23 protein-coding genes are annotated in these 26935 nt (G+C 66.8%); 10 read left to right on the top strand and 13 right to left on the bottom strand.

Annotated elements, in window-relative coordinates; genetic code table 11:
* Positions 1-214 precede the first annotated feature (214 nt).
* Together Vgi01_RS17890 and Vgi01_RS17885 are read left to right on the top strand one after the other, a co-directional pair.
* Positions 215-1462 carry a helix-turn-helix transcriptional regulator gene (locus tag Vgi01_RS17890; protein ID WP_204291775.1) on the top strand — a complete coding sequence of 416 codons (1248 nt, stop codon included), beginning with the start codon at positions 215-217 and terminating at the stop codon, positions 1460-1462.
* Complete coding sequence (locus Vgi01_RS17885) at positions 1459-1947, top strand: flavoprotein (protein ID WP_204291774.1); 489 nt, start codon at positions 1459-1461, stop codon at positions 1945-1947. The genes Vgi01_RS17890 and Vgi01_RS17885 overlap by 4 nt, the downstream gene beginning before the upstream one ends.
* Before the next feature lie 23 nt (positions 1948-1970).
* On the opposite strand, the gene Vgi01_RS17880 is transcribed toward Vgi01_RS17885, so the two are convergent.
* The gene (locus Vgi01_RS17880) at positions 1971-3212 is read right to left on the bottom strand and encodes a superantigen-like protein SSL4 (RefSeq protein ID WP_204291773.1); all 1242 of its coding nucleotides are present in this window, start codon (positions 3210-3212) and stop codon (positions 1971-1973) included.
* A 1085-nt stretch (positions 3213-4297) separates the two neighbouring features.
* On the opposite strand from Vgi01_RS17880, the gene Vgi01_RS17870 reads away from it, so the two are divergent.
* Complete coding sequence (locus Vgi01_RS17870) at positions 4298-5392, top strand: DNA cytosine methyltransferase (protein ID WP_204291772.1); 1095 nt, start codon at positions 4298-4300, stop codon at positions 5390-5392.
* Here Vgi01_RS17870 and Vgi01_RS17865 read toward each other — a convergent pair.
* The 5 genes from Vgi01_RS17865 to Vgi01_RS17845 form a co-directional block, all read right to left on the bottom strand.
* Entirely contained in the window at positions 5362-6099 is a 738-nt protein-coding gene (locus Vgi01_RS17865; RefSeq protein WP_505843646.1) for a DUF6339 family protein, read from the bottom strand. The two genes, Vgi01_RS17870 and Vgi01_RS17865, sit on opposite strands and share 31 nt — an antisense overlap.
* A gap of 17 nt (positions 6100-6116) precedes the next feature.
* Positions 6117-6854 carry a hypothetical protein gene (locus Vgi01_RS17860; RefSeq protein WP_204291770.1) on the bottom strand — a complete coding sequence of 246 codons (738 nt, stop codon included), beginning with the start codon at positions 6852-6854 and terminating at the stop codon, positions 6117-6119.
* Positions 6855-6993: 139 nt separating this feature from the next.
* Positions 6994-8856, bottom strand: coding sequence for a hypothetical protein (locus Vgi01_RS17855; RefSeq protein ID WP_204291769.1), 1863 nt, complete (start codon positions 8854-8856; stop codon positions 6994-6996).
* Positions 8853-9839, bottom strand: a complete 987-nt coding sequence (locus Vgi01_RS17850) for a PD-(D/E)XK motif protein (RefSeq protein ID WP_204291768.1) — start codon at positions 9837-9839, stop codon at positions 8853-8855. Before Vgi01_RS17850 ends, Vgi01_RS17855 begins: the two co-directional genes overlap by 4 nt.
* Positions 9836-12397, bottom strand: a complete 2562-nt coding sequence (locus Vgi01_RS17845; RefSeq protein ID WP_204291767.1) for a Z1 domain-containing protein — start codon at positions 12395-12397, stop codon at positions 9836-9838. Before Vgi01_RS17845 ends, Vgi01_RS17850 begins: the two co-directional genes overlap by 4 nt.
* Before the next feature lie 143 nt (positions 12398-12540).
* Between Vgi01_RS17845 and Vgi01_RS17840 the strand changes: the two genes are divergently transcribed.
* The 5 genes from Vgi01_RS17840 to Vgi01_RS17820 all read left to right on the top strand — a co-directional run bounded on the left by Vgi01_RS17840 (position 12541) and on the right by Vgi01_RS17820 (position 17925).
* The gene (locus tag Vgi01_RS17840) at positions 12541-12996 is read left to right on the top strand and encodes a very short patch repair endonuclease (RefSeq protein ID WP_204291766.1); all 456 of its coding nucleotides are present in this window, start codon (positions 12541-12543) and stop codon (positions 12994-12996) included.
* A gap of 509 nt (positions 12997-13505) precedes the next feature.
* A complete protein-coding gene (locus tag Vgi01_RS17835; RefSeq protein WP_013731785.1) occupies positions 13506-14186 on the top strand; it encodes a lytic polysaccharide monooxygenase auxiliary activity family 9 protein in 681 nt (226 codons plus the stop codon).
* Positions 14187-14416: 230 nt separating this feature from the next.
* Positions 14417-16633, top strand: coding sequence for a choice-of-anchor J domain-containing protein (locus Vgi01_RS17830; RefSeq protein ID WP_239089030.1), 2217 nt, complete (start codon positions 14417-14419; stop codon positions 16631-16633).
* Between the two features lie 151 nt (positions 16634-16784).
* Positions 16785-17138 (top strand): nitroreductase/quinone reductase family protein, encoded by a 354-nt coding sequence (locus Vgi01_RS17825; protein ID WP_204291765.1) that lies wholly within the window; start codon positions 16785-16787, stop codon positions 17136-17138.
* Positions 17139-17190: 52 nt separating this feature from the next.
* Positions 17191-17925 (top strand): DivIVA domain-containing protein, encoded by a 735-nt coding sequence (locus Vgi01_RS17820; RefSeq protein ID WP_204291764.1) that lies wholly within the window; start codon positions 17191-17193, stop codon positions 17923-17925.
* Between the two features lie 45 nt (positions 17926-17970).
* On the opposite strand, the gene Vgi01_RS17815 is transcribed toward Vgi01_RS17820, so the two are convergent.
* Positions 17971-19194 (bottom strand): multidrug effflux MFS transporter, encoded by a 1224-nt coding sequence (locus tag Vgi01_RS17815; RefSeq protein ID WP_204291763.1) that lies wholly within the window; start codon positions 19192-19194, stop codon positions 17971-17973.
* Between the two features lie 54 nt (positions 19195-19248).
* Here Vgi01_RS17815 and Vgi01_RS17810 point away from each other — a divergent pair, with 54 nt between their 5' ends.
* Positions 19249-19692 (top strand): MarR family winged helix-turn-helix transcriptional regulator, encoded by a 444-nt coding sequence (locus Vgi01_RS17810; RefSeq protein WP_204291762.1) that lies wholly within the window; start codon positions 19249-19251, stop codon positions 19690-19692.
* Between the two features lie 84 nt (positions 19693-19776).
* Here the strand turns inward: Vgi01_RS17810 and Vgi01_RS17805 are convergent, their stop codons facing one another.
* The 3 genes from Vgi01_RS17805 to Vgi01_RS17795 form a co-directional block, all read right to left on the bottom strand.
* Positions 19777-20157 carry a YciI family protein gene (locus Vgi01_RS17805; RefSeq protein WP_102657823.1) on the bottom strand — a complete coding sequence of 127 codons (381 nt, stop codon included), beginning with the start codon at positions 20155-20157 and terminating at the stop codon, positions 19777-19779.
* A 110-nt stretch (positions 20158-20267) separates the two neighbouring features.
* Complete coding sequence (locus tag Vgi01_RS17800; RefSeq protein ID WP_204291761.1) at positions 20268-21542, bottom strand: RNA polymerase sigma factor; 1275 nt, start codon at positions 21540-21542, stop codon at positions 20268-20270.
* A 79-nt stretch (positions 21543-21621) separates the two neighbouring features.
* Positions 21622-22779, bottom strand: coding sequence for a hypothetical protein (locus Vgi01_RS17795; protein WP_204291760.1), 1158 nt, complete (start codon positions 22777-22779; stop codon positions 21622-21624).
* Between the two features lie 299 nt (positions 22780-23078).
* Here Vgi01_RS17795 and Vgi01_RS17790 point away from each other — a divergent pair, with 299 nt between their 5' ends.
* The gene (locus tag Vgi01_RS17790; protein WP_102657826.1) at positions 23079-23276 is read left to right on the top strand and encodes a hypothetical protein; all 198 of its coding nucleotides are present in this window, start codon (positions 23079-23081) and stop codon (positions 23274-23276) included.
* 63 nt (positions 23277-23339) lie between these two features.
* Here the strand turns inward: Vgi01_RS17790 and Vgi01_RS17785 are convergent, their stop codons facing one another.
* The 3 genes from Vgi01_RS17785 to Vgi01_RS17775 all read right to left on the bottom strand — a co-directional run bounded on the left by Vgi01_RS17785 (position 23340) and on the right by Vgi01_RS17775 (position 26840).
* On the bottom strand, positions 23340-23624 hold the full coding sequence (locus Vgi01_RS17785; protein ID WP_204291759.1) for a putative quinol monooxygenase: 285 nt from the start codon (positions 23622-23624) through the stop codon (positions 23340-23342).
* Between the two features lie 93 nt (positions 23625-23717).
* Complete coding sequence (locus Vgi01_RS17780) at positions 23718-24476, bottom strand: MerR family transcriptional regulator (protein ID WP_204291758.1); 759 nt, start codon at positions 24474-24476, stop codon at positions 23718-23720.
* A 39-nt stretch (positions 24477-24515) separates the two neighbouring features.
* On the bottom strand, positions 24516-26840 hold the full coding sequence (locus tag Vgi01_RS17775; RefSeq protein WP_204291757.1) for a putative bifunctional diguanylate cyclase/phosphodiesterase: 2325 nt from the start codon (positions 26838-26840) through the stop codon (positions 24516-24518).
* Positions 26841-26935: the final 95 nt, after the last annotated feature.

Genomic DNA, 26935 nt, shown 5'->3' with positions numbered 1-26935 from the left:
CGGCACCGAGACGGGCGGGGACGACGTACGCCGCTCGGGTCGACGCCGCCGGAGCCCAGCACCCGCCCCGGGCCTCACTCAGAGTCTCGACAGGGCACCGACCACGGACCACAGCGTTCGCGTAGCCGCCATGACGCAGGAATGTGGCATCGGATGACTCACCCCGAGGACGGAGCGTTACTACAGTGACGGGCACGGGCATAGGAGGTCGATTGTGGCGCTCAAACGGCATCGGCTCTGTCAGCGACGTAAGGCACTCGGTCACAGCCAGGAACGCTTGGCCGACATTCTCGGTGTGGAGCGGTCAACCGTGGTGCGCTGGGAGAACGCCGAAACGGATCCACAGCCGTGGCACCGCACCCGAATAGCCTCCGCTCTCGGCGTCACCCTCGAAGAACTCGACGGCATGCTCACCGACGTATCGGTGGCTAGGCATCGGGGAACGGCCATGCGAAACGACTCCCATGACCCAGCTTCAAGCGCCATCCGTTTCGACCTGCTGCACGGTCTACGGGCCTTCCTGACCGGGTACCTCACCGCAGCCGGACCTGCACAGCTGTCAGTCCTGGAGGTACGACGGGCGGTAGGCAAGGTGCACAACCACTACCAGCGGGCGAGCTATACATCCGCCGCACAGATACTGCCGAATGTACTCACTCAAGCGACAGCCTTCGCCGAGGCCGGCACGGGTATGCACCGCACTACCGCCTTCCGGCTGCTGGCCGCCGCTTACATCGCTGCCTCGAAGCTGGCCGTCAAGGTAGGCGACGGCAACACCGCCCTCCTTACCGCAGATCGGGCTGCCACCGCCGCTCGAATCGCAAACGACCGGCCGCTGGCCGCAATCGCTGCCTATCAGGCCGCCTGCGGGTTGATACGGCTGACACCACAGAGCACGGAAGCCGAGCAGATCGTGCGAACCAGTATTGACGAGTTGGATACCGGTAGCCAGGCGGCCGACCCGGATTGCGTCTCTGCCCACGGTTCCCTACTCCTCCTTGCTGCGGTTTTGACCTCCGGGCAGGGCAACTCAAAGGAGTCAGTGCAGTTCCTGAGCAGGGCCGAGGCGTTGGCGAACGCCCTCGGATCGGACCGCAACCGGCTCTGGACCGGATTCGGTCCGACGAACGTCGTCATACACACGGTGTCAGCGGCGGTGCGAGCCGGGGAAGTGAACAAGGCCATGGATATCGGAACCCGGCTCGACACATCCCGACTGCCAACCGTGTTGATCGGGCGACGCGCCCAGGTGCACGTCGACATGGCCGAGGCCGTGCTGCGCTCCGCTGGCGACCGGGCCATCTCGGTGCTTCACCTCCTCGAAGCGGAACGGGTCGCTGCCGAATGCGTCCACACCAACGTGCAGTCCCGAACGCTGCTCCTCGATTTACTGGCGCAGGAACGACGTACGGCGACACCGGGGCTCCGACCTTTGGCGGAGCGAGCCGGACTGCTGCCATGACCAGACGCGGTGTGCTGGCTCTGATCGTTTGCGCCGCGCCACCCGTACTGCGGATCAGCGAGCTGATCGCTTTGCTGCAAAAGGACGGCTGGACAATCTGCCTGACCGCCACACCGACTGCGGCCACATGGATAGATTTGAACGCCCTTGAAACGCAGACTGGATATCCCGTTCGGGTGCAGTGGCGCAAGCCGGGCGAGCCCGAGCCGCACCCTCCGGCCGATGCCGTCGCCGTGGTCCCAGCGACGTTCAACGTCATCAACAAGTGGGCCCAGGGCATCAACGACACCCTCGCCCTGGGCATCCTCAATGAGACACTCGGTGCCGGAATTCCGGTCTACGCCTTCCCGAACGTCAAGGAGCAGTTGGCCGCCCACCCAAGCTACGACCGGCACGTGCGGCTGCTTCAGGACGCCGGCGTGGCCGTGACACCGATGCGCGGGAGTCAGGACTGGCGAACAGTCACCGACCGAATCGCTGCGTGACGACCGGGCAAGAACCCGGCGGATTACCGGTACACCGTCCGTCGGTTGCCACCGTGGTACGAGCAGGATCCGGGGCGGCCTCCGGACATGCTGACCATGCCGTCGTTGCACTCGATCATGTACCCCTTGCCGTTGCTGAAGTTGTTGATGCACGAGAAGTACGAACAAACTCCCGCAGCGGGTGAGTAGATGCGAGAGCCACCACAGAAGTTGTAGCCGTACGGATTCTGCGGAGCGCCGCAGAGGTCCACCTTTTTCGGCGTGGGTGCCTTCGTGGTCGGCTTGGGTTTCGGCGATGCCGAGGTCGGCGCCGGCCGTGGTGCCGAGCTGGTCGGAGCGGGTCGCGCCGTGGTCGGCTTGGGCGATGGGATCCGCGGCGACGTCGGGCTTACCGACGCCTTGTTCGTCCCTGCGGCGGTGGATTCCACTTCTCCCGTCGGCACCGCGGAAGTCGCCAGGACCGTGGGGCCGGCGGTCGGTGGTGTGGGATTCTCGCCGACGCCTCCAGCAGACGACGATGGACCGGGTGCGGTAGAGATGTCAGGCAGTGCGCTTACATCCGCCACCCGTCGGGCAGTGCTGTCGGAGACGGCCTGGATCAACCCGCCGAAGGCACAGAGCGCGAAGAGCAGGACGACCGCGATACTGAACACCCCGCCGGGCACCCGCGCAGTCACTGGCGCGTTAGCGGCAGTAACGAGGGCGGGTTGCGGAGGCCGCGCGTGCCGGTGCTGGGCCAACATGCCGTCCAGTTGGGCGATCAGGGCGGGGCGTTGCTGACGGGCATCGGCCAGCGCCAGCGCCAAGTTGAAGCGGAAACCGGGCGCACTGGCCGAAGGAAGATAAAGGCCCGATATTCGCTGCCGGTTGACGACGTGCATCAGCGTGTAGGGCGAGTTGCCGTCATGCAGCAACCCGACCAGTTTGGCGTACGACCATTCACGCTTGCCTCGGGAGCCGAGAAAGACGACTCTACGATCGGTGACCACTACCGTGCCGGCATCCATCGTTCTGAAGCCCTCGGGCAAGGGCCGGCCAAGAGCGACAGCCGGGCTTGCCGCCAACTCGGGCGTCACCGCCGGTAGGCTGGCGAACTGCGGTGCCTCGATCATTTGTGCGGCAGGTACGGTGTGGTACACCAACTCGCCTCGACGAAGGTCGATCAGCACACCCGCAGGCGCATGGGGCAACGGCCGATAGTTCGTGGCTGCCGCACGCATGTTCACGAGGTCGTTGTCACGTTGTGCCCATGCGTCAGCCGTCATACGGTACGCGTTGTGCCGCCGAGCGTTCTCTCGGTCTGCCCAGCGCGTAGGCCAATCTGATGCTGTCTTCGGCAGCTCTGCCATTACCAGCCCTCTCCGATCAACCCCGCTGGATGTCCCGCGATCGTGACGACCCTTGGCACACTGCCCTAACTGAGCTGGTCACAGGTACCGCTGAATGGGCCCGATGACAGCTGAAGGTTCAGAGCCTCATCGACAATGGGTGAGGTCTCATCGATCGGACGGATAAGGTCGTGGGCCGGTCGGTGCAAAGACGCGAGCCAGCCAGATGCAGCAGCCTTGATCGGCTACTGGTTGACTCACCATGTGGCGGCTCTTGACCATGGCATTTACGAGCACCTACTCACTCGGCAGCTCGCCGGCCAGCTCGCGGACGTTGATCCGGCGCTGGTGCAGCACAGACGGCTCGACGCAGCCAATCCGCCTGAGGTCCTGCACCTGTTCCTGCGATCCTTGACCGCCCGCGGCCTGGCTGGCGTCCGGCTAGTCATCTCCGACGCCCGCTGCCCGCCAGCTGGCGCTGTCCTCGTCTGGGGCGACGTCGAGGCCGAGGACTTCGCACCCTTCGTCGACGTTGACGCCCACAGCAATCAACGTGTGGACGTTGGGGGTGCGGCTGCGTCCTCTCTGTCCTTTTCTGACTTGGCTGCCCCGAAGGGTCGACACGATGGTCGTCTCCCAGCTACGCAACACACCCTTGACAGGCCAGTCATACACCACTCCCCTTGGACGCGACCGAGCGCCGCCTCATCGACGCGAGCCGCGATGATGACCTCCAGTCGATGGGCGCCGGGTCTTCGGTTACGCTGCTGGACCACGCCTCGCGGCTCTCCCTCGGGCAAGCCTGCGGGAGTTCGCGAGGCGTGGATGTCGTAGTCGGCCTGTACGGTTGGCGAACGCGTATGAGCCTTGTTCGACGGAGGAAGAGACCTGTTGGCAGAGCTTCCCCCTCTTGGTACCAGGCCTTCGGCGCGCCTCTACAGCATCGACGAAATCGATAAATACTATTACTTCACTGCTTCCAGTCATTCATTCGGGACAGCTTCTTCCAGCAGGAGGAACGGGTGACGCACGCGCTGCAGGGTGAGTCGAACAAGCTTCGAGTCGTCGATCTCTTCGCTGGCTGCGGCGGTTTGACGGCTGGCTTCCACAGCACAGAGCGTTACCAGACCGTAGGAGCTGTAGAGTTCGACCTCGCCGCGGCAGCGACGTACGCCGCGAACTTCGGCGAAGAAAACATGTACCCCGGCGACATCGCCGAATGGGTCCAGAAAAAACTGCCGTCCGCCGACGTCGTAGTCGGCGGCCCACCCTGCCAGGGCTTCTCCAATCTGGGCAAAAAGGACGTCGACGACCCGCGAAACTCGATGTGGCGCCATTACGTCGAAGCTCTGGTCAAGATTCAACCCAAGGCGTTCCTCCTCGAAAACGTTCCACAGTTCCAGCACTCTCGTCAGTTCGAGAGCCTCAAGGCTCTGACTGAATCCGACGAAGTCCTGAACAATTACTCCTTGAAGTTCAAAACCGTTGTCGCAACGAACTTTGGGGCCGCGCAGCTGCGCCGCAGATTCATCGTCATCGGCACCCGAAATGACTACCATCCGATTGACGTCCCCGAGGGGGACGTACCCCGCGAAGCCTGGCGTACCGTACGTGACGCAATCTGGGGCCTGCGCAATTCGGTAGTCCCCGAAAACACCGAACTTCCCGACGACACTGACTGGTTCTTCGAGAAGAAGGTGCCTGGAGTCTTCAAGGCGTCGGCCCTGGACTTCGCGCGAAATTATTCGGAGACAACTCACGAGCGGATGATGCATATCCCACCGGAGGGCGACCGGCGCAGTATCCCCCGCAGACTCCTTCCTCCCTGTTGGGTCGACCGGACAGAGGGCATGGATGTCTTCGCGCGCCTTCGCTGGGACCGCCCCTCAGTCACCATCAGGACGGAGTTCTTCAAGCCAGAGAAAGGGCGATACCTGCACCCCGAGGAGCACCGGGCATTGAGCCACCACGAGGCGGCCCTGCTTCAGGGTTTCAAGGACGACTTCAAGTGGTGCGGCAACAAAGTTCAAATCGCCCGGCAGATCGGCAACGCCGTACCCGTCGAGCTAGCGGCGGGACTGGCGAATCACATCGCCGACAGGTTGACGCCACGCTGACGAGGAAGCTCCTCTGCAGCCAGACGTCTGAGCGTCTCGGCCGTCAACGCTGAACAAAGGTCTCGAACCTGCTGATCGGCGAGAGCCCTTACATCGACAAACGCCAAATACCGCATCAGCCTCAGTGTGACGTCACGAATGACCTTCCTACGGGGAGTGCTCCCGGACAGCTGTGTGACCGCGCGAGCAATTTCCCGCACCAGGCGCGGGTCACCGCCGATGCTGCGGCGCTCGAGCAACTGGTTGAGGTCACTCTCGGTGAGGGCGGCGAGAATCCCCTCGTGGCCAGCGAAGACGACTGCCTGCCACCACAGTCGTGCCCACGTGTGTCTCGTCAGGTCAGTGGCCACCCATCTTTCCCGGTTCTCCGCGCCGAAGCGCCACATCGTCAGGTGCGGAAGGGCGACCAGTGAGATGAAAGACCAGAGATCTCGGTTGCCGGCTTCGGCCCATGACAGATCCATACGGCTACGCAACAGAGCGGCCGCACTCCTATCGAAGGCGACTCGTGCCTCAGGGCCAGCCGATCCTGGGAAGCCATACTTCTGGCCGAGCAACGAGACGGAATCAATGAGATCACGGACGCGGTTGGCGGACACGCGACCACCGACAGGCGCCCAAATCTGCTCCGGGTGGCTTGGACACGGAGCAGGTGTTCTGCCGTTCTTGAGCTCTGCATATATCTTTGCACCGACGACCGCCGGCAAATGCGGCCATAGTTCACTCAACGGAACACACGCCCTCTTCCGAGATTTCTAATTGCGCCTGAGACCTGCGTCCTGAATTCGGCTAGATCTGCCGCCGATGGCGGTGTTGAAGTCGACAATGGTGAACTCGCCAGCGTTCTGGAAAGGATATCTCCGACACTGTCGGGTGGCCACTCGTCACGATCGCCGAGGTCCTCACGGAGATACAGCGCAAGCTCGAGAAGCAAGCCGGCAACCCCAGCCTGCAATTCGTCGAGCAAAGCTTGTTGCCTCTTGTCCCTGGCACCGCGCGCGACAGCCGCGCTCAGCTCCCTGTCACGACTGTTGATTAGCACACGAAATGTTCCGTAGAACGGCGCGACCAGGTCAGTGCTGGTCTCGAGGTGCCAGCTCGCCGTTGGTGAGAGCCGGGTCCGCGAGAAGTCGATCTCGCTGACCGGGAACATGGAGGAGACGTTCTCCAACACCACCCGTTGGACCTGATCAGCCAGTACGGATCCGGGCACCGTCGCAACTCCGATCGCTCGGCCAGCCGGTGGATGAACGAGGCTGACCGTGGTTCGAAGGGTCAGCACCCCTGACAGACGCTCCCCGACGAGGATGGTGTCCACGACGGCCCAGCCACCCGAATCGAACCGCACCGGAGGAGACGCGTCCGTCATGTCTGTCGTCGAACTGGTCCACGAGGCGGTCAAAGCTAGGTTTTCGAGCTCGACTCCCGTCTCGTGAAAGAATCTGGGGGCATCGATTTGCACCCGCCGCGCGATATGGAGATCTGTGGCAGGGTCCCAGCCTTCGAGTTCGTGCGGGAGGGGACGCCACTCATGCCCATCGAGTAACAACCATGGTTGCCAGACCACCGTGTTGGCCTGGGGTACAAGATAGGGGCGTACTTCAGCCGGCACTGTGGACCACCTGACTCACGCGAAAACGCACCACGGCGTCCGGGAGGTAGGTGGCATACACATACCAGTCCGAGTCCTCACCCGGCGGCACCTGGATGCTCCTTCCCTGTACGACGACATCTCCGTTGGCGGACTGCCATTGCATGACCTGCGGCACGACGGCACCCAGAGGCGGCTCGCTCTCGCGACCGCCGCCCTCTACTACCACCTCTACATCCGCCGACACCACCCTCACCCTCGAATCAGCAGGAACCCTGACCGGTGCGACGAGGTAGGGGTTTCCTTGATGGATTCGCAGAGACGGGGTACCAGTAAGGCGCGCTTTTCCCCCAGGTCGAGACGGCACCCCGCCGAACGAACCTCCGCTACGACCCGTGCCCTCGCCACTGCTGGAGCTACCTCCGCGGTCGGATTCTTCGCTTTCGTGGCCGAAATCGAGGCGAGCAGGCACGATGCTTGCGAGCAGTGCCGAGAGCTCACCCAGGCCACCCGAGCCGCCGGCCTGAGGTCCGAGGCCGAGTTTCTCGTCCAGCTGCTTCTGCACGAACGTGCGCGCCCCCAACACGACGCCTCGAGCAGAACCACTCAGCCCTTTGGAGATCCAGTCGTCGTGCGTGGGCGGCTCGGCGTGCGCGAACAGCGCATCCGCCTCCTCGGAAGCCTTGAACACCGCGCCGTAGGAAAGGCGCGCGTCAGGGTGCACCGGTCCCGGCATGTAGTCCACCACAAGTTCAGCGATACGCATCCGGGCGACGTGGTGAGAGGGTCCCTCGAACGGCCGTGCCGCTGTGACCGACAGCCGACGACTGCTGTCGGCGGCCGCCCCGACTGCCATTGCAAAGGAGCCCGCGTACTTCGGTGGGACGGTCCGCGAGTAGCCAGTTCCCCTACCGGCGCGAACATCGCGCAACGCCTCGACGAAGGGTGCCAGGTCGTCGACGGTGTCGGGTGCCGGGACCGCGACCGACGAGCCGTCGACTCCCACCACGAAGCGCATCTGGCGGCCACGCTCGTCCGGAATCATCTTCGGCCACAAGTTCCACAGGATCGACGAAGTAATGAATGTCGCGGCCTCGGCCGGCGTCCTCTCGCGGGAGTCCGGCTCCGACCCAGCGGCCCCCAACCCGGCTGCGAGAACCACGATGTCGGTCCCTGTGCGGCCGTCGGCGAAGCCCGGTAGGCCCAGGGCCTCCGCCACCGCGTCGGCCTCTCCCGTCAAGAGCGGATCTGGTACATCGTCAGCCGCCACCTGCCCCCACCAGTGTCGGCCAGTGAAACGTCGGTCTTTGTGGTACCAGCTGTGGCCGAGAGCAGCGCCCATCACCCGGCGTCCAGCCGGGCCGCCTGCTGCCGTATTTGTGTCCACCAGAATAGTCCCGACTCGACTGAGTCGGTAGAAGATCCCCTTGCCGAAACCGTACGTGCCACCCCCGAACTGGTGGTCGCTCGGTTCCCCGACGTTCCGGAGAAACTGCACGAAGTCCGGTGTCTCGTCGTCGCTCGCCCGTTCCCCGGCACGGAGAGGGCCGCCTAGGCCTACCGTGTTTCGGTCCGAGATCACCAGCACGACGGTTTCGGGCCTCAGAGCTTCGTCAAGGTTGAGGTTCGACTCCGTGAGTGGTCCCGGCAGCAGTAGGTTCCGCCAGGCCCCTACCTTTTCGCCCAGCACGCGGAGGTCAACCCCGAATTCCACTACGCCATCCGGCAGGCGCGCGTCCCAGCTGTTCTGCGCCGCCTCTCGCACTAGAACGGTGAGCGGATCGAGCGACGGTCTCCCCAACTGCTTGACGATGCCTTCTGCAGCGGCCGACCCTTCCGGCGCAAATGGCTGCGACCACCATTGGGCCTTCATCGAACCGACTCCTCGGCGATCTCGGAGAGCGAGGCACCGACGGCGAGCGGAAGCAGCGCACCGAGTTCCACCCGGTAACTCAGGTTGTCGATGCCATCTGGGAGCCCACCCAGGGCGAGGGATGCCGGTACGATGCGAGGCGTTTCTCCATCCACGGCCACCCGGAGCACCTCGTCGACGACGAACATGTCGAGGTCGGGTCGATCGGGCTGTTCGGACCAGCCCACCGCAGAGAGACGAGCCCGGAGGTCGGATCGCGACGCGACAACACCGCGTAGCCGGTGTACGAGGTCGCTCACGCTGCACCCATCAGGATCTTCCAGCACTCTCATGAGAACAAGATCCAGAGGGCGGTCGTCATGTGTGTCCAGCTGCTCCAGTCCGTGGACAATGATGCCGTCACCCGCGGCGCCCAGGGCCTTGACCTCAACACACCGAGTGATCGCCTCGAAATCGTGTGGGTCGTTGAATGGTCCCCGCCATGCCTGAACTGGGAACCCGCGGTCTGCTTCGACGAAGGCTGAGAGCATCACCAGCTCGGCGAACAGCCCGATCTTGGCCTGGCGGGACATACCTCGGAGGAGTGAGCTCCGGAAGAGCCTGCGCCAACGCAGAACAGCTTCGACGGCAGCCGATGCCGGTCGCGGGGCATCCGATACCGCCTCCAGGACATCGGTCACAACCCCGTCGAACTCAGGGAACAGGTCGGGCTCAGCGCATGAGACGTCGACGTAGGTAATCGCGCCACGTCCGAAGCTGAGCTGGCGGATCGCCAGCCCGAGCACCGCCGGCTTGGGGTCGACAGATTCGGTTTGATGGCCCGCCGGCACGAGAAGGTGCCTGGCGCCAGCGGCATCGAGCGCAACGCGGCACGGCTCCTCTCCGGACAGGACCTCGAGAGGAAAGGAGGTCAGCCCTTTGCCGCGTGGCGGCACCAGCACCGCCCACGCACGCTCCAGCATGGTCGGCTCGGACTCCCTCACGCCATCCCCTCGGTATCCACGTCAAGCGCCTCATCGACGTTTTCACTCTCGACATCCGTGAGGTCCACAGCGACATGGGTGGCCTGAACGCTCTTCGTCCGGACGTCTCCAGGGAAGGTGATGCCCATTCCGACCACGGGTTGCAACGCCTGAAGCGGGATACGCAACGAATGAGCCTGCTCCTCAGTTTTCGTTTGTTTTGCCGGTTCGCTAATTGGATCGATTAAGTACAGGACGACAAGACCACGGTCTCGGCAGACCGGGTGGTTGTTACGCAGCTGAACCAGCTCGCTCTCGCTCTGCGCCCGCGCCTCGGCAAGCGTCAGACCGAGGTCGAGCGCTCGGTCTTGCTTGCTCATCAGCGTCTTGATGTCGGCACGCTCACTCTGACCGTCGTTCAAGCGGGACCGGATCGAATATTTGATGTCAAGGCCGCCCAGTTTCTCTGCCGAGCCCTCACCGATTACGACGGCGACGGACCATGTGGCAAGACTCGGTGGGTCACTCGTAAGCTGTTGGTCGATGTACCTGACCATGAGAGTCGTGTCCAAATCCGGCGAGTCCTCGTGCACCCCGTAACGCTTGAGGAAGGCCTTAACAAGCGACACCGGGACATCTCGGATGAGCCGGGCCCCGTCGACGTCTTCGTCCACATTTCCATGGCGGACCGCATCTTGAAGGAAACTTTCCGCAGCATTACGGTTACTCTCGAGCCAGCCAGTGTCCCTATGACGGAAGTACCTTGTTTGGAGCCTGCGTCCGGCATACGAGATGAAGGCGGGCTGAGCGGCACCCATCTTGGCTGTTATTCGAAGCGCCGGATGGGTGCGAATTCGCACCGCCACCTGGGTTGGCGTGAGATTTTCCCGCTGATAGCGGTCGATGTCGTCTCGCATTTCGTGCTCGACTGTTGCCAAATGCCGGAATGCTGCATTGAGACTGGGCGTCATCCAGATTCGGGGCAGATCCTCGAAACCTATACGATAACCGAACCAGCGACCCATTTGAAGCAGAGTGTCGTACGCCGTGGCGCCCCGCACGAAGAAGCTGACGACAAGCCCCTCCAAGGTCAACCCCCGAGAAAGCGTATTGCCGCCCACAGCGATCGCCACCACGGACGGATCGGAGTAGTCGAGCCGGTCCTGACTCCGATAGTTGTCAAGAACAACCCTGGTCGAGGAAACGACGTCGCCGAGGTGCGGCAATAGGTCGTCGAACAAGTTCTGTATCCGCCCGAAATCCTCGGCCGGAACCCGTGCCGACTCCTTCTCCCACAGGTTCCGCCACTCGTCAGCGACTCCTGGACGACCGGACGCAAGATCAGCCACGGACTTCAGCCTGAGAGCCTCGAGGGGCGCTCGGTAACTCTCATGCACTGCGATCTTGACCGATGTGTGGATGAGCATGGTGCTATGGCCCGTATCACCGCGGGCCCGGCGTGCAGCTGTGGCGAGCCAGAACCAACGAACGGCGGTAACCAACTCATCAATCATCGTTGGGGTGAAGCCTTCTGCCGGCTCCCTACTCCCGGGGCGCAATAGAGGAACGTCGCCCTCGTCTACCAGACGGACCATGTCGTAGCCGTCCGGCGGCCCTTGCTCGTCGACGCTCTCACCTTCGACAGCATTCCGCCCGAAGATCTTCTCTGGGCCGAAGTATCCCTCCGGGCGCGGCAGGTTGAGAATGAAGGACTTGGGATAAAGATCATCCTGGGAAGGATCGACAAAAACGTTCGCAAAAGGTGTCGCCGTGTAGCCGACGTACGTGCATCGTGGCATGAGGCGCAGCAGTCTACGAATCAGCGGATTGATGCGCCCTGTGGCCACCGAGGCCTGATCGGCCTCGTCATCAATGATCAACACCGCCGCAGACTCGAGGGCCTTTCTCCCGTTCGAGGTGTCCAACCACTTGATGAGCTTGCCCAGGACAGCGGCATTCTTCTTAACCACCGCCAAGACAGTCTTCTCGGCGCTCAGAGCGGCTGACGCGTCATGGGAGGGTTTCACGAAGTCTCGTGTCTCTTCCGTCAGGGTCACCCAGCGATCGGGATTGAGCTCCTTCAGGTATTGATCGAGGCGCACCTGTGTCTGTCGACGCAGCCCGTTATGAATGCCGGAGAGGACGATGACCAGCCGATACTGCACGTCAGCCAGTTTCGCCACGACGGCCGTGAAGTTTGTCGTCTTGCCACTCTGCACATAGCCGACCACTAGACCCTTGGCGTCCCACTTCTGACGGTCGGGACGCGGCGTGTGAGCAACGACAGTGCTAGACGAGTGATCTACGGAATCAATCCGGACGGACGGCCATCCCTCCGCCTCGAACCGTGCCTTCAGCGCCTGCCAATAGCGGTCGGAGTCACCCGGGCCGCTGTACCAGTCGTCGGATCCGGCCGTGATGATCGGCGGTCCGCCCGCCTGCACCTTCGCTTTGTCCGCCTCGAACTGACCTCTGAACTTCTCAACGACGTCCCCTGGCAGGGATTCGGAGAAGCTCAGGACGGCCGCCTCAACACCATATCGCCTGGCCCAGTCCGCGAAGACGGCGTACAGGCTCAAGGTCTACCACCTTTCCAGATCTCGACGGAAGCCAGGGGGAGGCGCGAAGCGGTTGGGGCCGGCGATCGCTGCCTCGTGGCCGCCTCTATCGTGAGGGCGTGCCCGACCGTCCCCCAGCCAGTTCGACTAGCGTCAGTAGCCGCATGCAACGGCAGCGTCGCAAGGACACGGAGCCAGAGCTGGCGATCCGCCGTGCCCTGCACCGCGCAGGACTGAGGTATCGGGTATCGCTGCCAATCGCTGGCCGCCGTCGACGGACCATCGACATCGCCTTCACCCGTATCAAGTTGGCGGTGTTCGTCGATGGCTGCTTCTGGCACGGCTGTCCCCTGCATGCGACCTGGCCAAAGGCCAATGCGGCGTGGTGGGAAGCCAAAATCCTCAGGAACCGCGAGCGGGACCGCGAAACCAACCGGCAGCTCGCGGCCACGGGCTGGATCGTGCTTCGAATCTGGGAGCACGAGCCCGCAGAGCAAGCCGTAGCCCGCATCATCGATGTGGTGCGAACCTTGCGCGTATCCTCGACCCTCGCCACTGCGGCATCAGTCGCATCGCCAACAACGGGTAGCAGGACACGCGCCGCTGGTTGTTCCATCTGACGGAGCGGTCCTTCCGGCTTCAGCCCAGAGCGCATTGACTCTCACCTCCCCACAAGGCGTTGGGCGGACACTACCGGCAGGAGCTCTACCAGCGGGACCCTCCTGAGTCCCCCGTTCAGCCCATCCCACCCAACCTCGTTGCGTTGTCAATAAGCTTGGGAGTTGATATTGCTTGAGGGCAAGGAGCTGCCAACGCCAGGTCAGGGGCCTACCCGCGGGAAGATCCGCGTCCAAGCGCGCCGTCATCGACCGCCTGGTGGTCATTCCCGCGAGCCAATACGGGCTACCGTCGTGAACCCGACACCAGCGATGGCGTCGGAGGTGGCATACGTCCCAACCTTCACGCTTCCCATGCAGATGAGGGCAGATCAGCACCGTGGCGACTAGCCGGATCAAATCCTCGCCAGCCCAACATCAATAGACGATCGTTGCCATATCGGGCTATGAGTGGCAGACTCAGCGGAAGCGCTCCCATCGACGTCCATGGATGTCTAGAACGGAGGATGCAAGTGCGATCACTCGAATCCGAACAGTCCGGCCAGCGATCCCGGTCCGCTGCCCGCCGGCCCGCACGAGCGCTCGTCCTGCTGCTCGCCTTGGTGGTGGGGATGCTGCCCTGGGCCGGTACGGCCCAGGCCCACGGCACCATCGTCAACCCGGCCTCTCGTGCGTACCAGTGTTGGAAGACCTGGGGCAACAACCACATGAGCCCGCAGATGCAGCAGCAGGACCCGATGTGTTGGCAGGCGTTCCAGGCCAACCCGGACACCATGTGGAACTGGATGAGCGCGTTGCGCGACGGCCTCGGCGGGCAGTTCCAGGCCCGTACTCCTGACGGCCAGTTGTGCAGCAACGCCCTGTCCCGCAACAACAGCCTGAATCGTCCCGGGGCGTGGAAGACCACGAACATCAGCCGTAACTTCACCGTCCAACTGCACGACCAGGCGAGCCACGGTGCTGACTACTTCCGGGTCTACGTGAGCAAGCAGGGATTCAACCCCGCTACCCAGCAACTCGGGTGGGGAAACCTCGACTTCATCACGCAGACCGGGCGCTACGCACCGGCGCAGAACATCTCGTTCAACGTCTCGACCTCCGGCTACACCGGACACCACATTCTCTTCGTCATCTGGCAGGCATCGCACCTCGACCAGGCGTACATGTGGTGCAGTGACGTGAACTTCGTCTGATCCACGAATGCCGATACATTCGGCGCGCCGCCGGCCCAGGACCTTGGCCTCCTGGGCCGGCGGCGTTTTCTGCGGTAGTCGATTCCGGCGGACCCGGGCGGGGCCCTCTTGCCTGATCGATGTGCATGTGTTGAGGTCACGGAGATGCTCAATCAGCGTGCGTAGATCCACTTAATGCCTGGTCGACTGTGACAGGACCTGGGCGGATCTTCCATCGATGAGGAGGTTCCATGGCACGTCGCCGCTTTGCGGGGATAGCAGCAAGCGCCATTGTCCTACCGTTTATCTATGTCGTCGCCGCACCGGCGACCGCGTCGGCCGCTCCCGGCCCGCAGGTGGCGCCCAGCGCCGCGGACACCGGCGGGCTCGTCAGTGACATCCGCGAGTTGACCCGCAAGGACTTCACCTTCAACGGTAAGAAGGTCGAGGTGCCGACCCAGTACCAGCCGAAGGCGCAGTCGCGCCGGACGCAGGCCGCGGCCGAGACGCCGCCGGTCGGGACCGTACGCAACTGGCTGGCCCTGGACGACTACCAGGGTGTCATCTACCTGAAGCCGTACACCCTGCGTGGGGTGGGCGACAACATCGAGGTGTGGGTAGCCAACGACACCGAGTTCCCGGAGGGCGACTGCCGTCAGCAGATCCCCAACTCGACGGTGATCACCGATGCCCAGGTCGACCGCCTGATCAGCGAGTTCGACACGAACATGTACCCGAAGTCGATCGCGGCGTTCAGCACCCCGCCGGAGCGCGACGGCACCAACGCGGAGCTGGCCGGTGACTTCACCGGGGCCGGCAACCGTACGGTCACCCTCGTCGACAACGTCCGGGACGACAACTTCTACGACTTCCCGGCCGCCGCCAGCTACATCGCCGGGTTCCACTTCTCGCTCTTCGACGAGCTGCTCGACCGCAACATCATGACGGTGGACGCCTTCGACTGGGCGCACCGCACCGGCGAGAACCCGCCGAACGAGCCCACGGACGACGTGTGCACCTCCCGGCCGGCCCGGCCGAACCTCTACGAGGGTGTCTTCGTCCACGAGTGGCAGCACCTGGCGCACTACCACGCCGACCCCTTCGAGTCGGTGTGGCTGAACGAGGGACTGGCGGACTTCGCCCAGACGCTCGCCGGCTATGTGGACGCCCGGGCCCGGATCGACCAGCCCGGCACGGACAGCCACATCTACTGCTTCCAGGGCTTCGGTACGGTCCAGACGCCGTACAACACCAACCCACGTGACTGTGGTGGCCCTGAGAACTCGATAAACCTGTGGAACGAGGGCAGCAGCGGCAGTGGGGTGCTGGCCGACTACGGCAACGCGTACTCGTTGATGCTCTTCCTCTACGACCGCTACGGCCTGGACTTCATCTCCCGGCTGCACCAGGACGGTGACCTGCAGGGGTTGGCCAGCCTGAAGGCGGCGCTCGCCGACGAGGGCGTCAAGGACATGTACAAGGTGCTGCACGACTACCAGACGATGAACCTGGTCGACCGGGTCGTGGGCAACTCGAAGCTGGGCATCATGCTCGGCGTCGACAAACGGCGGGTCACCACGGACAGCCTGAACGCCACGGTCAACCTGGACAACCCGGCTTCGTACGCGACTCCGGGAGCGGCTCCCAACGGCGCCGACTACGTCCAGTTGCGCAAGGCGAACGGCAAGCCGCTGGGTCGGGGCGACCTGCGCTCGATCAAGTTCCAGGGCGCGAAGTCGCTGCCGGCGATCCCGCTGGCCTGGACGACGGTGAGCAACGACCCGGATCGTCCGGGCAACTCGGTGATCTGGTCCGGCAACGGCAACAGCACCGACGCCGCCGCCGTCACCCCGGTGACCGTACCGGCCGCCAACCCGACGCTGACGTTCCTCGCGAAGTACGGCGCCGAGGTCGGCTACGACTACGGCTACGTCAGCGTCTCCACCGACGGCGGCAAGTCGTACACGCCGATCGCCGGTGACAAGACGGTGAGTGGTCCGCTGGGCCCGGCGCTCAACGGCACCACGAGCGGGTTCGAGCCGCACTCGTTCGACCTGTCGGCGTACGCCGGTCAGCAGATCCTGCTCAGCTTCCGGTACGTCAGCGACGGCGGGGTCAACGAGGGTGGCCTGCTGATCGACGACATCACCGTGGGTGGCACGCTGGTCAGCGACGGGTCGAGCCTGGCTCCGTTCGACTCGCCGTCGGAGGTCTTCCCGACGCCGGTGGCGAACTGGAACGTCCGGTTCGTCGGCCTCGACGAGAAGAACAAGATCGCTTACCAGTACGAGGTGAACGGCAAGTCGAGCTTCACCCTCGGTGTGGTGCCGACGCTGGCCCTGCTGACCTTCCCGAAGGTGGTCGCGATCGTCGCGTACGACGAGCCGACCGAGCAGGTCACCCAGTACGCGCCGTACAAGCTGACGGTGAACAACGTGGTCCAGCCCGGCGGCGGCACGCTGAGCTGATCCACCCGACGAGGAACGCCCGGTACCGCGACCAGCGGTGCCGGGCGTTTCCTTTGCGGGGACCGGGGGCCGAACCGGCGGCGCGCACCTCGCGCGCTGCCTACCCTGACGGGCGAGGGCATCGTCGCAGGGCAAGCTGCCGGAGGACACCATGACCAACGCGATAGGTGAGGCACTGTCGGGCGTAGAAGAGGTCGAGCTGACCGTGACCGGCCGCAGGAGCGGACGGCAGATCGCCCGCCCGGTGTGGTTCGTGCAGGACGACGACAACGTCTTCCTGATGCCGGTGACCGGCTCGGACACCCAGTGGTACAAGAACGTCCAGCAGACCCCGATGGTGCAGTTGGCGGTCGACGGCACCTCGTTGAGTTCCAGCGCCACCCCCATCACCGACACCCGGCAGGTGGAGAACATCGTGGCCATGTTCCGCGACAAGTACGGCCCCGACCAGGTCGAGTCCTACTACCCCAAGCACGACGTGGCGGTGCAGGTCCCCCTCGGCTGAGGCTGGGCAGGGATACTGGTGGCCGGCGGTGGCCGGCGATCGGGGGCCTGCGATGGATGTGAGACAGAAGCGGGCTCCGCTGCTGCTGGCTGGCGTGTTGTTCCTCTTCGGCTTGTCGGTACTGGTGCTGGCCGATGAGCCGAGCCTGCTCGCCGTCGTCGGCGGCGTGTTGTTTGTGGCGTTCAACGGGTGGCGGTTGGTCACCGCCGTGGTCCGGCCGTTCCGGTTCCGGATCGACGCCGACGGGCTGGACGTACGGGTCACCGGGCTGCGCCGCACGCTCGCCTGGCACGAGATCGACGCGATCGTCCTGTGCCGGCCGGCGGCCACCGGCCCGGCACCGTGGTTGCTGCTGGTGCCGGCGGCCGGTGTCCTCGATCGTCCGCTCACCGAGCCCAGCCCCGTCGACGGTCGCAAGGGCCTGCTCCTGCTCGATCTGGGCACCGTACGGCAGTCGGTCGACGAGGTCACGGCTGCCCTGATCCGCTTCGGCGGTGGCCGGTTCGTCGATGGTCGCCAGCACCGCCGACCGGCGTCCGAGCCGCCGTCGTTCACCACCTCGCTGCGCGGCTACGACAGGCGTCAGATCGACGAGTTGGTCGGGCAGGGCCTGGAGGCGTTCGCCTCAGGCGTGCCGGCGCAACGCTCCGCGGTCCGGGCGCGGATCGACTCGGCCCGCACCGACCTCGCCGTCAGTCTGCGCGGGTACGACATCGCCGAGGTCGACGCCTATCTGGATCGCCTGTCGGCCGACCTGGCCGACGAGCCGGGGCCGCGAGCCGGCTGAGCCTGACCTGCGGAGTAAGCGGCGGCGGAGTCAGCGCCTGCGGAGTCAGCGGCGGCGGGCCAGGGTGAGCACCACCAGCAGTGATCCGGCGGCCGCACCGGCGATCACCAGGGCCATCGGCAGGGCGCTGCCCTCCCCGCCGATGCCGACCAACGGCGCGGCGCCGGCGGCGACCACGGCCTGGATGCCGCCGAGCAGTGCGGCGGCCGTCCCCGCGTGGGCACCGTGTCGGTCCAGGGCCAGGGCGGTGCCGTTGGGCATCACCATGCCGAGCGAGCCGAGGAACACCAACATCGTGACGATGACCAGGGGCAGAGCCTCCAGCAGCGCCCCGGCGATCAGGCCGAGCGCGGCGAGCAGCCCGAGGCCGAGGGCGGTGATCAACAGTTGGCGGGGGCCGTGCCGGTCGAGCAGTCGGGCGTTGAGTTGGCCGACGGCGACGAAGGCCAGGGAGTTGACGCCGAAGATGAGGCTGTACATCCCGACGGAGAGGCCGAAGACGTCCTGCAGGACGAACGAGGAGCCGGAGAGGTAGCCGAGCAGTCCGGCGAAGGCGAGGCCCTGGGTCAGCGTGTAGCCGAGGTAGATGCGGTCGGTGATCAGCACGCGGGCGATGCGGGCGATCGAGAGCAGGCCGCCGGTGTTGCGCCGCGCGACGGGCAACGTCTCGGGCAGCCGCCAGGTGACGACGGTCGCGAGCAGGGCACCGATGACGGTGAGGGCGACGAAGATGACCCGCCAGTCGCCGAAGTTGAGCAGCAGGCTGCCGAACGCGGGGGCGATCATCGGGGCGAGGCCGAAGATCAGGGTGAGTCGGGAGAAGTACTTCGCGGCGGCGCGACCGGCGTAGAGGTCACGCACGATGGCGCGGGCGACTACCGTGCCCATGCCGCCCGCGAAACCCTGGAAGAAGCGGGCCGCGGCGAAGGTCTCCGCCGACGGCGCGAGCGTGCAGAGCAGCGACAACAGGGTGTACGCGGCCAACCCGACGATCACCGGCCGACGCCGTCCCCAGCGGTCGCTGAGTGGACCGGTGACGAGTTGGCCGACGGCCACGCCGATCAGGCAGGTGGTCAGGGAGAGCTGGATGCGCGCCTGGCTGGCGGACAGGTCGCGGGTCATGTCGGGCAGCGCCGGCAGGTAGGTGTCCAGCGACAGCGGCCCGATCGCGGTGAGGCAGCCGAGCAGCACCAGCAGCCCGATGGCGGCCCGGCCGGTCGGTACGGCGACTCGGTCCGGCGCGGTCGGGGGCGTGGCGGTCTGCGGCATGGCGGCTACGATAGCTCTGCCTACAGAGGCATTTGATCCGGACGGGGGCGCATTGTGACGGAGGAAACCCTCGCCGAGCTCGGCGCGGCCCTGGGTGACCTGCACCGGGTGCTGCGGCGTACGGCCAGCCAACGGACGGGTCGGGTGGCCCTGCCCGACGCTCAGGTGGAGGTGCTGCGTCTGGTGCAGCGACAGCCCGGCATCAGCGTCCGGGAGGCCGCCGAGCGCCTCGGCACCGCACCGAACACGGTGAGCACCCTGGTCGGTGAGCTGACCTCGGCGGGCCTGCTGAGCCGGGAGCGGGACCCGGGTGACCGGCGTACCGTCCGGTTGGAGTTGACCGCCGCGGCGCGGGACCGGACGGCCGCCTACGGCCAGCACCGCAGCGAACTGCTCGCCGCCGCCCTGGCCCAGTTGGACGCCGCAGATCGGGAACGGCTGCTCGCCGCCGCACCGGCGCTGTCCCGGCTGGCCGACCAGCTCGCCCAGCAACGCTGACCCGTCGACAAAGGGCCGAGCGGCCGGTGACGAGCGGGACCGGCCCGGCCGACGCGCGGCCGAGCCGGTCCGGTCCCACGGCGGTCAGGCCGACGGAGTCAGGTCCTCCCACTCGGCGACCCGGCGGACGTCGACCTCGACGTCGATGTCGGCGGCGATGAAGATGTCGGTGAACTTCTGCGCCCAGTGCATCGCCTCGGCCTTGTCCCGGACCTGCAACAGCGCGAACCCGGCGATCAGCTCCTTGGTCTCGGCGAACGGCCCGTCGGTCACCGTCGACTTGCCCCCGGTGACGGTGATCCGGCCGGCGTCCACACTGCTCGGCCGCAGTCCTTCACCGGCGAGCAGCACACCCGCCTGGTTCGCTTCGCCCATGAAGGCGCCCATCCGGGCGATGAAGGCCTCGTCGGGCTGCCACAGCTCGGGCCTGGTGTCGTCGAGCTTGTGCATGACCATGAAACGCATCGATGTCGTTCCTCTCCTGTTGGGCCGGCCGGTCAGACCGGCTGTCACTGACGCGTCGGGCGACCCGACCGGGATTCGACATCGCGGCGGGATTTTTCCAGAAGGTTTTCTCAGCGCCTCGGCGGCACCCCGGCGGCGCAGTCGGCGGCCCGGTCGCGCAGCAGCGCCTGTTCCCGGGCGTTGCCGGTGAGTTCGGCCGCGCGGGTGAACTCGGCGGCGGCCTCGTCGTAGCGGCCGAGCTTGGCCAGCAGGTCGCCGAGCACCGCGGGCAGCAGGTGGTAGCGGGCCAACGCCGGTTCGTCGGCCAGCGGACGGGCCACCGCCAGGCCGGCGGCCGGCCCGTCGGCGAAGGAGACCGCCACTGCCCGGTTCAGCTCCACCACCGGCGACGGCGCGACCTGTGCCAGCTCGGTGTAGCTGGCCGCGATCCGCGCCCAGTCCGTCTCCTCAGCGGTACGCGCCCGCGCGTGACACGCCGCGATCTCCGCCTGGAGGGTGTACGGGCCGGCCTGGTCACTGCTGGTCCGCGCCCGCTCCAGCGCCGCCAACCCTCGGCGGATCAGCAGGTGGTCCCAGCGCCGCCGATCCTGCTCCAACAGCAGGACCGGTTCCCCGGCCGCGTCGGTGCGCGCCGCGGTCCGGGACGCCTGGATCTCCAGCAGCGCGGCCAACCCGTGCACCTCGGCTTCGTCCGGCATCAGCGTCTGCAACATCCGGGCCAGCCGCAGCGCGTCCTCGCAGAGCGCCGGGCGCATCCAGTCCTGCCCGGCCGTCGCCGCGTACCCCTCGTTGAAGATGAGGTAGGTGACCTCCAGGACGCTGGCCAGCCGCTGCGGGCGGTCGGCCGCACCGGGCACCTCGAACGGCACCCCGGCCTCGGCGAGCGTCTTCTTCGCCCGGGTGATCCGCTGCGCCATGGTGGACTCCGGCACCAGGAACGCCCGGGCGATCTCCTCGGTCTTCAGGCCGCCGACCATCCGCAGGGTCAGCGCGGCGCGGGCCTGCGGGGTCAGCACCGGATGGCAGGCAGTGAAGATCAACCGGAGCAGGTCGTCGTCGATGGTGTCCTCGAAGGCCGCGTCGAAATCCGGGGTGAACGCCTCCTCGCCGAGGTCACGGCCGAGTTCGGCGACCTTGCGGTCGCGTACCTGCCGGTGGCGCAGGCCGTCGATGGCCCGCCGCTTGCCCACCGCGGTCAGCCACGCCCCCGGATTTGTCGGTACGCCGTCACGCGGCCACTGCTCCAGTGCGGCGACCAGCGCGTCCTGGGCCAGTTCCTCGGCCCAGGAGACGTCGCGTACCAGCCCCGCCAGGGCGGCGATCACCCGCCCGGACTCGATCCGCCACACCGCGTCGATGCTGCGGTTGACCTCGGCAACTCCCATTGGCGCATCAGACCAAACCGGTCCGCCCCGGGCAACAACCACCCGCCGCGGGGGCCACGCCCGGCGTCACGTCAGGCCGTCAGTGCCACACCGTGCGGCGTACGCCGCCGTGCAGTCCGCACGCCCTCGGGCTGCCACCGGCCAGGCTGATCTTGCCGTTCGCGCACTGCACCAGGTAGCCGCGCCCCTCCCAGAACCCCGGCACACAGTCGAAGTGCTCGCACACCTGCGGGTCGGGCTCACGGATCCGCTCACCGGAGCAGAAGTCGTACCCCATCGGGTTGGCCGGGGCGCCGCACCGTCGCTGCGGGCTGCTCCGATCCGCCGTCGGCGAGCCGCTGGCGCGGGGTGTCTTCGGGCCGGTGACCCGCAATGCCTTCGGGGAGCCGGTGGCGCGGGGTGCCTTGGGTGCGACGGTGGCGGCGACCGGTGCCGGGGTGGCCGCGACCGCCGTCTCCCGGCCGGTCGGATCCGACGGGCCGGAGTTCGCCAACGCCAGCGGCACCAGTACGGCCAGGGCAGCCGCGACGACCGCGGTCCGCCGGCCGCCGGGCAGCAGCGCCACCAGCCGGGCCTGTGCCGGCGTGGCGATGCCGGGCCGGGACGGGCGCGCCCTGGTGTGCTCGGCGATCAGCTCGTCGAGTTGGGCGATGACCGCGTCACGCTGCTCGATGGCGTCGGCGAAGGCCAGGGTGAGCAGGAACCGGAACTCGGCCGCCGCGTCGGCGGGCACCAGCACCCCGGAGGTACGCCGCCGGTCGAGCACCTGGATCAGGGAGACGGGCGCCCGCGGGTCGTGGGCCAGGCCGGTGATCCGCCCGTACGCCCAGTCCCGTCGACCGCGTCCACCGAGCAGCACGAGCCGCCGGTTGGTGATCACCGCCATGCCGGCGTCGGTGACCCGCACGCCGTCGGGTAGGCGACGGTGCAGTCGGCCGTGCTCCACGCCGACTGTCAACTCGGGGGCGGGCAGCACGGCGGTGTGCCGTACGTCCACCAGTTGGGCCGCCGGCACCACCCGGAGCACGATCTCGTCGGGGCCCAGTTCGAGCAGCAGACCCTCGCCGGCCGCGGCGGAGCCGTGGCACTGCTCGGCGAGCGTACGCAGTCGGCGCAGTTCGTCGTCGCGTCGCCGCCAGGCCCCCTCGGCGCTGCGGAACAGCCGCAGCCGGCGCTCGTTCTGCCGGCGCGCCCACCGGTACCGCCATGTCGAACCCGTCGAATCAGTCCTCGCCACGCCGACTCCTTCGCCGCGCATGCCACCAACCGCAGGCCATTCAGAGGGGTGTCACAGTGATTAACGGCACAAGGCGGCACGATGGACACGGCCGACACCGGGCGAACTACCCGATCGGTGGACCAATGCGGACGAGTTGGTGGTTTTGCTGCGGCCGTCCCGCGTGCCGACACCACCTCACCGGACCGGTCAGCGACGGTCAGGTGTGACGCATCCAGCAGCGCTGACGCCAATCAATTCAGACGAGTTGACGGTACCGACATCGAGGCTGACGGGATGATGACGAACGGGGCCACGAGATGAGCAGCCCGACCCGCCAGATCGACCGGGACACCGCCGACCTGCTCCTCGACGGCGACCCGGTCGCCCTCAACCGGGTCGGACGGCTCGCCGCCACGCTGCGTGCGCTGCGCGGGCCGGCCCGCCCCGGCGAACTGGCCGGGGAACCGGCGGCGGTGGCCGCGTTCCTGGCCCGCCTGGCCCGACGCCCGCGGTAGCGTCGTCGTACGGCAGGCATCGGGGTGATCGACCGCGACCGGCGTACGACCGCCGGGGCGGGGTCAGGGGGACTCGACCGCGCTGATCCGGAACTTGTGCACCTCGGCGCCGACGAGAGCCACCTGCTGTTCCGGCTCGGGACCGGAACCGCGGAAGTCCAACAACTGCTCCTCGGACTCCCACCGCTCGTAGACGTTGATCCGGCCCGGCTCGACCAGGTCGGCGCTGATGGCGAAGTCCACACAGCCGGGCGCCGACCTGGCCTGCCGGACGATCTCGGCGCAGGTGGCCAGGTAGTCGTCCCGCTCGGCCGGATCCGCATAGAGCGTGCCGGCGACTATCAACACGAATGACCTCCGCAGATCAGGACATGACCCCGTCAGTCATACTCCCCCGCACCGACAGTTCCCGCCCGTCGAACCACCGACGCGCGGAGCCTGTCACGCCCGGGTGATCGCGTTGGCGTGGATCGCCTCGTGCAGGTACTGGCCCAGCCCCGGCGCCATCGCCTCGTAGTGGGCCAGGAACCGCTCGTCGGCCAGGTACATGTCGGCCAGCCCGGTGTGGATCTCGTACGAGCACTCGTAGAACCACCGGCTGATGTGCTGCCGGTGCTCCTCGGCCAGCTCCATCGCCGCCGGCCCGTCCGCCGGGGCACCCGAGGCCATCAGCGCGACGATCCGCTGTCCCCAGTCCTCGGTCTCGCCCTTGATCCGCAGCCAGTCGTCCTTCGAGTAGCTCGACGCGCGCCGATTCGACTCCCGGTACGCGTCGGTGCCACCCCAGCGCTGCTCCGCCTCCTCGGCGTACGCCTCCGGCTCGAAGTCACCGAACACCTCGAAGCGCTCCTGCGGGGTGAGTGGGATGTTCAACTTGTTCGCCTCCATCGCAAACTCGATCGCCGTGACCATCTCCTGCAACCGCTTGATCCGTACCGTCAGCAGTTCGTGCTGGCGGCGCAGATGCGCATCCCGGTCACCGGCCGGGTCGTCGAGGATCTCGGCGATCTGTTCCAGCGGGAACCCCAGCTCGCGGTAGTACCGGACCAGTTGCAGCCGCTCCAGGTCCGCGTCGCTGTAGCGGCGGTAGCCGGCGCCGGTGCGCCCGCTGGGCGACAGCAGCCCGATCTGGTCGTAGTGGTGCAGCGCCCGCACGGTCACCCCGGCGAGCCTGGCCACCTGGCCGACGGTGTACGCCATGGTTCCCTCCCTTCCGGGAAACCACGGTCCCGCCTGCCGTTACGTGAGGGTCAAGCCCGATTCTGCGACATCGGACACCGTCGCGGGCGCGGAGCCGGCCAGCACGGTACGCAACTCGTCCAGGGCGGCGGGCCGCCCGTACCGGTAGCCCTGCCCCTGCACGCAGCCGATCGCGGCGACCGCGTCGTGCTGCCGCTCGGTCTCCACCCCCTCGGCCACCACACCCAGGCCGTACGCCCCGGCCAGCCGGGTCACCATCTCCACCGTCGCGTACGCCCGGGTGTCCTCGGAGAGCCGGGCCACGAACGACCGGTCGATCTTCAGCTCGGTGGCCGGGATCCGGTGCAGATAGCTCAGCGAGGAGTAGCCGGTGCCGAAGTCGTCGATGGCGATCCGGATGCCCAGCTCACGGAGTTGACCCAGCCTGTCGATCACCGCGTCGCTGCCCTCGATCAACGCCGACTCGGTGAGCTCAAGGGTCAGCGCACGCGGCGCCAGCCCGGCCCCGGCGGTGGCCTCGGTGACCGTGGCGATCAGATCCGGCCGCTGCAGGTGCGCCGCCGCGATGTTCACCGCGACCGTGGCCGACGGGACCTGGGCCTGCCAGGTGGCCGCCGCCCGACACGCCTCGTGGATCACCCACCTGTCGATCGGCAGGATCAACCCGGTCTCCTCGGCCAGCGGCAGGAAGCGCGCCGGGCTGAGCATGCCCAGCCGGGGATGCCGCCACCGCACCAGCGCCTCGGCGCTGCGTACCGTGCCGGTGGACAGGTCCACGATCGGCTGGAACTCCAGGTGCAACTGCTGCTCGTCGACCGCCCGCCGCAGGTCGGCGATCAACTCCGCCCGGCCGACCGCGGACTCCCGCAGGGCCGGCGTGCAGCGCCGGTACGCCGACTTGCCGGCCGCCTTCGCCGCGTACATCGCGATGTCGGCGTCGCGCAGCAGATCCGTGTAGGTGACGTGTTGTGGTCCGTACTCGGCGATGCCGATGCTCGCCGACGGGTGAACCCCGACGACCTCCTCGCCGACCGACGGGTGCAGCGACGCCAGCAGCCGCTCCGCCAGCCGCTCCGGCGCGGCGGTACGCCCGGTGACCAGTACGGCGAACTCGTCGCCACCGATCCGGGCGATCATGCCGTCGTCGGCGACCGCGCGACGCATCCGCCGCGACAGACCGGTCAGCAGGGTGTCGCCGGTGCTGTGCCCGAACCGGTCGTTCACCTGTTTGAAGCCGTCCAGGTCGAGCAGCAGGACGGCGACCGGCTGGGCCCCGCCGAGGGCGCTGCGCAGCCGGCGGGTGAACGCCAGCCGGTTCGGCAGCCCGGTGAGCTGGTCGACGTAGGCGAGGTGCCGCAGCCGCGCCACCAGGCGCAGGTTCTCGTTCGCCGCCAGGATCTGCCGCAACGCCAGCGCCGCCAACAACCCCAGCAACGCCAGGAAGACCGGCAGCGGGCTGTGCCCGGAGGCGTCCCGGGCCAGCAGCGCCGCCGCGATCACCCCGCCCACCGGCAGGTACGGCAGCGCCACCCGCCACCACGGCGGCAGCGGCACCTCAGCGACGTCGTCGCCGCGCTGACAGTGCTGCGGTGGAGCGAGCCGGGTCGCCACGCCGATCAGCAGGTAGCTCAGCGGCCACAGCACGTCGATCAGGGTGCCGGACTGATAGGTGCCGGCAGCCGCCATCGACACGTACATCGAGTCGGCCACCACACGAATGGTCAGGCTCACGCCGAGCAACGCCAGCGGACGCCACACCGGCCGGCCCGGCCCGATGACCAGGATCAGGACGGTCAACTGCATCAGGTCGAGCAGCGGGTAGAGCAGGCCGGCATAGCGCAGCGGCTCGTTGAGGTCCGCCAGCGCGACGTTACGGAACAGCAGCAGCCAGCCGATCGGCATCAACGCCAGCGCGACGATCACCCCGTCGAGCACGGCCCGGGCGCGCCCCAGCGAGGTGCGGGGCGCGGTCAGCGCACACAGCAACGCGCCGGTCCCGGTGAGCAGACTCGCCGTGAAGATCAACCCGATCGGCAGGGTGTGCGGCAGTTCCTGACCCGCGAGCCGCTGCGACGTCCACAGGGCACGGCCGGCGAGGGCGAGCAGCATGGTGGTGGCGAGCAGGAGCCAGAACCGGCGCAGGGGCCGGGGATGCCGGCGGGCCACCCCCACACAGGCCACCGCCGCCCAGCCCGCCACGGTGATCGCACCGAGGTCGCTGACCAGGGCCGACTGCGGCAGTTCGAGGGCCAACCAGACGGTCTCGACGGCCACTACCGCGCTGGCGGCGTACACACCTGCCCGGCCGACCCGGGTCTGCCCGGCCGACCGCACGGTGGCCTGTTCGATGTCCTTTCGCGACACAGCGATCGCTCTGGCTTTCTCTCGTTCGCGCACCCTCGACGGCGAAGACCGATCCCGGCAAACCCGGAAAGACTAGCCACGCAATCGACCGCACC

This window comes from Micromonospora gifhornensis (assembly GCF_016863515.1).
GTDB classification, from domain to species: domain Bacteria; phylum Actinomycetota; class Actinomycetes; order Mycobacteriales; family Micromonosporaceae; genus Micromonospora; species Micromonospora gifhornensis.
Note: the sequence above shows the minus strand (reverse complement) of the source record. Positions and strands in the feature narration are given on the sequence as shown.

What these genes read in the sequence shown, in the direction of transcription:
- Vgi01_RS17825 (WP_204291765.1), top strand. Translation starts at nt 16,785, where the DNA reads ATGACCAACGCGATAGGTGAGGCACTGTCGGGCGTAGAAGAGGTCGAG.
- Vgi01_RS17830 (WP_239089030.1), top strand. Translation starts at nt 14,417, where the DNA reads ATGGCACGTCGCCGCTTTGCGGGGATAGCAGCAAGCGCCATTGTCCTA.
- Vgi01_RS17790 (WP_102657826.1), top strand. Translation starts at nt 23,079, where the DNA reads ATGAGCAGCCCGACCCGCCAGATCGACCGGGACACCGCCGACCTGCTC.
- Vgi01_RS17855 (WP_204291769.1), bottom strand. Translation starts at nt 8,856, where the DNA reads ATGAAGGCCCAATGGTGGTCGCAGCCATTTGCGCCGGAAGGGTCGGCC.
- Vgi01_RS17840 (WP_204291766.1), top strand. Translation starts at nt 12,541, where the DNA reads ATGCAACGGCAGCGTCGCAAGGACACGGAGCCAGAGCTGGCGATCCGC.
- Vgi01_RS17885 (WP_204291774.1), top strand. Translation starts at nt 1,459, where the DNA reads ATGACCAGACGCGGTGTGCTGGCTCTGATCGTTTGCGCCGCGCCACCC.
- Vgi01_RS17880 (WP_204291773.1), bottom strand. Translation starts at nt 3,212, where the DNA reads ATGACGGCTGACGCATGGGCACAACGTGACAACGACCTCGTGAACATG.
- Vgi01_RS17780 (WP_204291758.1), bottom strand. Translation starts at nt 24,476, where the DNA reads ATGGCGTACACCGTCGGCCAGGTGGCCAGGCTCGCCGGGGTGACCGTG.
- Vgi01_RS17815 (WP_204291763.1), bottom strand. Translation starts at nt 19,194, where the DNA reads ATGCCGCAGACCGCCACGCCCCCGACCGCGCCGGACCGAGTCGCCGTA.
- Vgi01_RS17805 (WP_102657823.1), bottom strand. Translation starts at nt 20,157, where the DNA reads ATGCGTTTCATGGTCATGCACAAGCTCGACGACACCAGGCCCGAGCTG.
- Vgi01_RS17800 (WP_204291761.1), bottom strand. Translation starts at nt 21,542, where the DNA reads ATGGGAGTTGCCGAGGTCAACCGCAGCATCGACGCGGTGTGGCGGATC.
- Vgi01_RS17820 (WP_204291764.1), top strand. Translation starts at nt 17,191, where the DNA reads ATGGATGTGAGACAGAAGCGGGCTCCGCTGCTGCTGGCTGGCGTGTTG.